The sequence below is a fragment of the Kitasatospora sp. NPDC058406 genome, assembly GCF_042722765.1.
Lineage (GTDB): Bacteria > Actinomycetota > Actinomycetes > Streptomycetales > Streptomycetaceae > Kitasatospora.
The window spans coordinates 1-4225 of sequence record NZ_JBHXKE010000424.1 but is presented as its reverse complement, the minus strand read 5'-3'; the positions used below and the strand labels follow the sequence as shown (position 1 = coordinate 4225).

Genomic DNA, 4225 nt, shown 5'->3' with positions numbered 1-4225 from the left:
GAGATGGGCTGGACCCCGCGCCGCCCGAACCTGGACGACATCGTCGCCGACGCCTGGAAGTTCACCCTGGAGCGCCACCGGTGAACGCCCGCCCGGCATGACGCGGCCGCGTTGACGCGAGGGCGCGCAGGCGCGCAGGCGCGCAGGCGCGCAGGCGTGCGGGCGGACTCCCGCGGCTCGCGCGCCCGTGGATCCGGCACCCGCCCGTCAGGCCGCCGGGGTGAGGCTTCCGCGCCCGACCGGCGGCTCCGCCCGACGCCCGCGGGCGCGACGGGACGGCAGCCGGCTCAGTCGACAGCCGTGCCGTGCGAGCTCGTCGACCCCGGTCGCGCGCATCGCCTCCTCCGCTACGCAGAGTGACCTGCCTCGCCCAGCCTCCCGCCCCCTCCCACGGACCCGCCCCGCACGCCCTCCCGGGCGACGACCCGACCCGCGCGACACGGCGAAGGTGTAGGCTAAAACCTAAAGCCTTTAGGCAGCAGCCTGAGAGGCAAAGGCGAACGGAGCGAACCTCATGGCCCGGGTGGGACTGACCGCCGAACGACTGACCCTCGCCGGGGCGGAGCTGGCCGACGAGGTCGGCTTCGAGCACGTCACCGTCTCCGAGCTCGCCCGACGCTTCGACGTCAAGGTCGCGAGCCTGTACTCGCACGTCCGCAACTCCCACGACCTCAAGACCCGGATCGCCCTGTTCGCCCTGGAGGAGCTCGCCGACCGCGCCGCCGACGCGGTCGCCGGACGCGCCGGCAAGGACGCCCTGGCAGCCTTCGCCGACGCCTACCGCGACTACGCCCGGCAGCACCCCGGGCGGTACGACGCCGCACGGTTCAGGCTCGACCCCCAGACGGCCGCCGCCGGCGCCGGGGTGCGGCACGCCCGGATGACCCGGGCGATCCTGCGCGGCTACGACCTGGACGAGCCGGACCAGACCCACGCGATCCGCATGCTGGGCAGCGTCTTCCACGGCTACGTCAGCCTGGAGGCCGCCGGCGGCTTCAGCCACACCGCCGTCGATCCTCAGGTGTCCTGGGACTGGATCATCGATTCCCTCGACACCCTGCTCCGGACCCTGACGACCCGCTGAGCACCCCGGCCGTACCGACCCCACCGGCCCGCCCGACCCCACCGGCCCGCCGCACCGAACCGGAACCCCAGGAACCATGAGCACCGACAGCACGCCGACCGCCGCCCCGACCACCACCCCCGTCACCGCCGACCTGCTGCACGGGCACCTCGACCTCGAACGGACGGCGCACGGGCTGCTGCCGCACCGGCTGCCCGCCCGGGCCCGCCTCCAGATCCCCGACGAGCAGCTCGCGACGGCACAGGCCCAGCCCTCCGGCGTGCGCCTGGCCTTCCGTACCAGGGCCACCACCGTCGAGCTGGACACCCTGCCCACCAAGCGCGCCTACGCGGGCGTGCCCGCCACACCCGACGGCGTCTACGACCTCGTCGTCGACGGCCTGCTCACCGCACAGGCCACCGTCGCCGGGGGCAACACCCTGATGACCGACCTGGCCACCGGCACCGCCGAACTGATCGAGGGCCCGCCCGGGACGGCACGCTTCACCGGCCTTCCCGCCCGCGACAAGACCGTCGAGATCTGGTTGCCGCACAACGAGATCACCGAGCTGATCGCCCTGCGCACCGACGCCCCGGTCGAACCCGCGCCGCCGACCGGGCACCGGCGCTGGGTCCATCACGGCAGCTCCATCAGCCACGGCTCGACCGCCGGCCGCCCCACCTCCGTCTGGACCGCCCTGGCGGCTACCGAGGGGGGCGTCGACCTGGTCAACCTCGGCTTCGGCGGCGGCGCCCTGCTGGACCCGTTCACCGCCCGCGCGATCCGTGACACCCCCGCCGACCTGATCAGCCTCAAGATCGGCATCAACATCGTCAACACGGACGCGATGCGGCTGCGCGCGTTCGGCCCGGCCGTCCACGGCTTCCTCGACACCGTCCGGGAGGGGCACCCGACCACCCCGCTGCTGGTCGTCTCCCCCGTCCTGTGCCCGGTCCACGAAGACACCCCCGGCCCGCTGGCCCCGGACTTCTCGACCGGCACCCTGCGCTTCAAGGCCACGGGCGACCCCGCCGAACGCGCGGCCGGCCGCCTGACCCTCACCGTCATCCGCGAGGAGCTGGCCCGCATCGTCGCCCGGCGCGCGGAGGACGACCCGCACCTCCACCACCTGGACGGCCGCACCCTCTACGGCCGGGCCGACTACGACGAGTTGCCGCTGCCCGACGAGGTCCACCCCGACGCCGCCGGCCACCGCCGCATCGCGGACAACTTCGGCCGGCTGGTCTTCGGCCCCGGCGGGATCTTCGCCGCCCCGCGCGTCTGACCCGCCGCCCGGGCGGTACCGGACGGCGGGTCGGACGCCCGGCGCGGCCGGCTCCGACACGGCCCGTGCCGTGCCGGGCCCTGCGGGGGCGGGGCGGGGCCGGTCAGGGCCGGTGGGTGGCGCGCAGCCGGGCGAGGGTGCGCAGGCCGCGTTCCACGAGTTCGGGATCGTGGTTCGCCGCGCCGTACTGGATCCCGGAGACGGCGTCCAGCACGCAGTGGACGGCCAGGTACTCCTGCTCGGTGTCGGTGAGGTCCCGGCCGTAGCCGTCGAAGAGCGCCTCGGCGAGGTCCGGGCGGTCGGCCCAGCTGTCGGCGAGCCGCACGAAGTCCCGGACGGCCGGGCCCGGCTCGGCACGCTCGAAGTCGATCACGTACAGGTCCCCGGACGGCTCCCACAGGAGGTTGCGGAACTGGAGGTCGCCGTGGGTCGGCACCGCGTCGAGGGGAGGGAGCTCGGCCGCCCTCGCGGTGGCCGCGCGGGCGAGGTCCTCGTCGCCGGGAGCGAGGTGGCCGCGGGCCCCTTCCAGGTGCCGCTCCAGTCGTTCGAGGACGCGCGGCGACCCGTCACCGGGCCGGGCGGGCGCGGCCCCGTGGATCGCCGCCGCGAGCTCCCCGATCCGGCGGAAGACCCGCTGCTGCTCCTCGCGCCCGTGCACGGCCCCGTGCAGGGAGCGGCCGGGCACCGCGGTGACGACGACGGCCCGCAACGCGGGGGCGACGGCCACCAGGCGTGGCGCCGCCCCACCCAGGAGGGGGACCCAGGTCCGGTAGGCGGCCACCTCACGGTCGTGGAAGCGCGGGCTCTCACGATGGACCTTGACGAACCACTCACCGCCGTCCCGGCCGTGGACCCGCCACACCCGGCTGCCCGCCCGTGCCCAGGAGGCGTCCGTCCACGCGGCGATGCGTCCGACGGCGGCCTCGGCGAACTCCCTCAGCTCCGGGGCGGGGCTGTCCGCGGCGCCACCGCCGCCGATGCGGGCGGCGAGGGCGGTCATGTCGTCGGCGAATCCGGCGCCGAGGTCGATGCCGGTCTCCTCGGCGATCACCAGCAGGGAGAACAGGCAGTCGGACAGCTCGTGGGCGATCCGCTCCCGGTCGGCCGGGACGTCGGCGCGGTGGCCCTGGTACGCCATGACGAGCTTGGCGAGGTCCCCGACGTCGCCGACGAACCCGAGGGCGAAGTCCGCCAGGTCCCATGTGCGGCCCAGTGTCCGCCGGTTGGTCTCGTCGTACAGCCGGCGGACGTCGCGGGCGGCGGCGACCAGTCCGTCCCAGTCGGGGCGGACACGACGGTTCGGTTCCACACGTCTCCTCAGCGGGTCACGGGGCGGGCAGGGCGCCCGACATGTCGACTTTCCTCGGCTCGCGGACGCGGCTCGCGGCTCGCGGCTCGCGGACGCGGCGGGTCGGACGATCACCGGCTCCTGTTCCCCGAAGCGCACCTTCACGGTCACGCGGACAACCTAGCGCTGCGACCGACCGGTTCGCCGGGTCCGGACGAGCAGAAGCCCGGACGGTCTACCTCACCCATCCCGCCCTCCGCGGCACCGAAGTACTCACAACACCCTCCAGCCCGGCGGTTGTCGCGACACGACGCCCCTAGCGCTTGCCTGGCCGCGCCCGTTCGCGGGACGGCTCGATCACCGGCCGAGCACGCGGACGGGGCGGCGGGCTCCGACGGGGTGTCGGGGTCCGCCGCCCCGGAGCCGGGGCGAGCCACGGGGAACCTGCCGCGCAGGTCGCCCCGGCTACGCCGGGTCCCGGTCGAACACCGCCTTCGACCAGCGGTAGCCGAGCGCCGCGAGGCCCAGGCACCAGGCGACGGCGAGCCACCCGTTGTGGCCGATCTCGCTGCCGAGCAGCAGTCCGCGC

The 4225-nt window shown here is 75.2% G+C and carries 3 protein-coding genes and 1 pseudogene; 2 read left to right on the top strand and 2 right to left on the bottom strand.

Annotated elements, in window-relative coordinates:
- The first annotated feature begins 514 nt into the window (after positions 1 to 514).
- Together ACFWOG_RS39890 and ACFWOG_RS39885 are read left to right on the top strand one after the other, a co-directional pair.
- A complete protein-coding gene (locus tag ACFWOG_RS39890) occupies positions 515 to 1084 on the top strand; it encodes a TetR/AcrR family transcriptional regulator (RefSeq protein ID WP_380364556.1) in 570 nt (189 codons plus the stop codon).
- 76 nt (positions 1085 to 1160) lie between these two features.
- Positions 1161 to 2348 carry a GDSL-type esterase/lipase family protein gene (locus ACFWOG_RS39885; RefSeq protein ID WP_380364554.1) on the top strand — a complete coding sequence of 396 codons (1188 nt, stop codon included), beginning with the start codon at positions 1161 to 1163 and terminating at the stop codon, positions 2346 to 2348.
- Between the two features lie 103 nt (positions 2349 to 2451).
- Here the strand turns inward: ACFWOG_RS39885 and ACFWOG_RS39880 are convergent, their stop codons facing one another.
- Positions 2452 to 3657, bottom strand: a complete 1206-nt coding sequence (locus ACFWOG_RS39880) for a phosphotransferase (RefSeq protein WP_380364552.1) — start codon at positions 3655 to 3657, stop codon at positions 2452 to 2454.
- Between the two features lie 444 nt (positions 3658 to 4101).
- Positions 4102 to 4225, bottom strand: a pseudogene (locus tag ACFWOG_RS39875) (ABC transporter permease); the annotation flags it as partial.

Coding starts and splice junctions, on each gene's coding strand:
- ACFWOG_RS39885 (WP_380364554.1), top strand. CDS start 1,161: ATGAGCACCGACAGCACGCCGACCGCCGCCCCGACCACCACCCCCGTC.
- ACFWOG_RS39890 (WP_380364556.1), top strand. CDS start 515: ATGGCCCGGGTGGGACTGACCGCCGAACGACTGACCCTCGCCGGGGCG.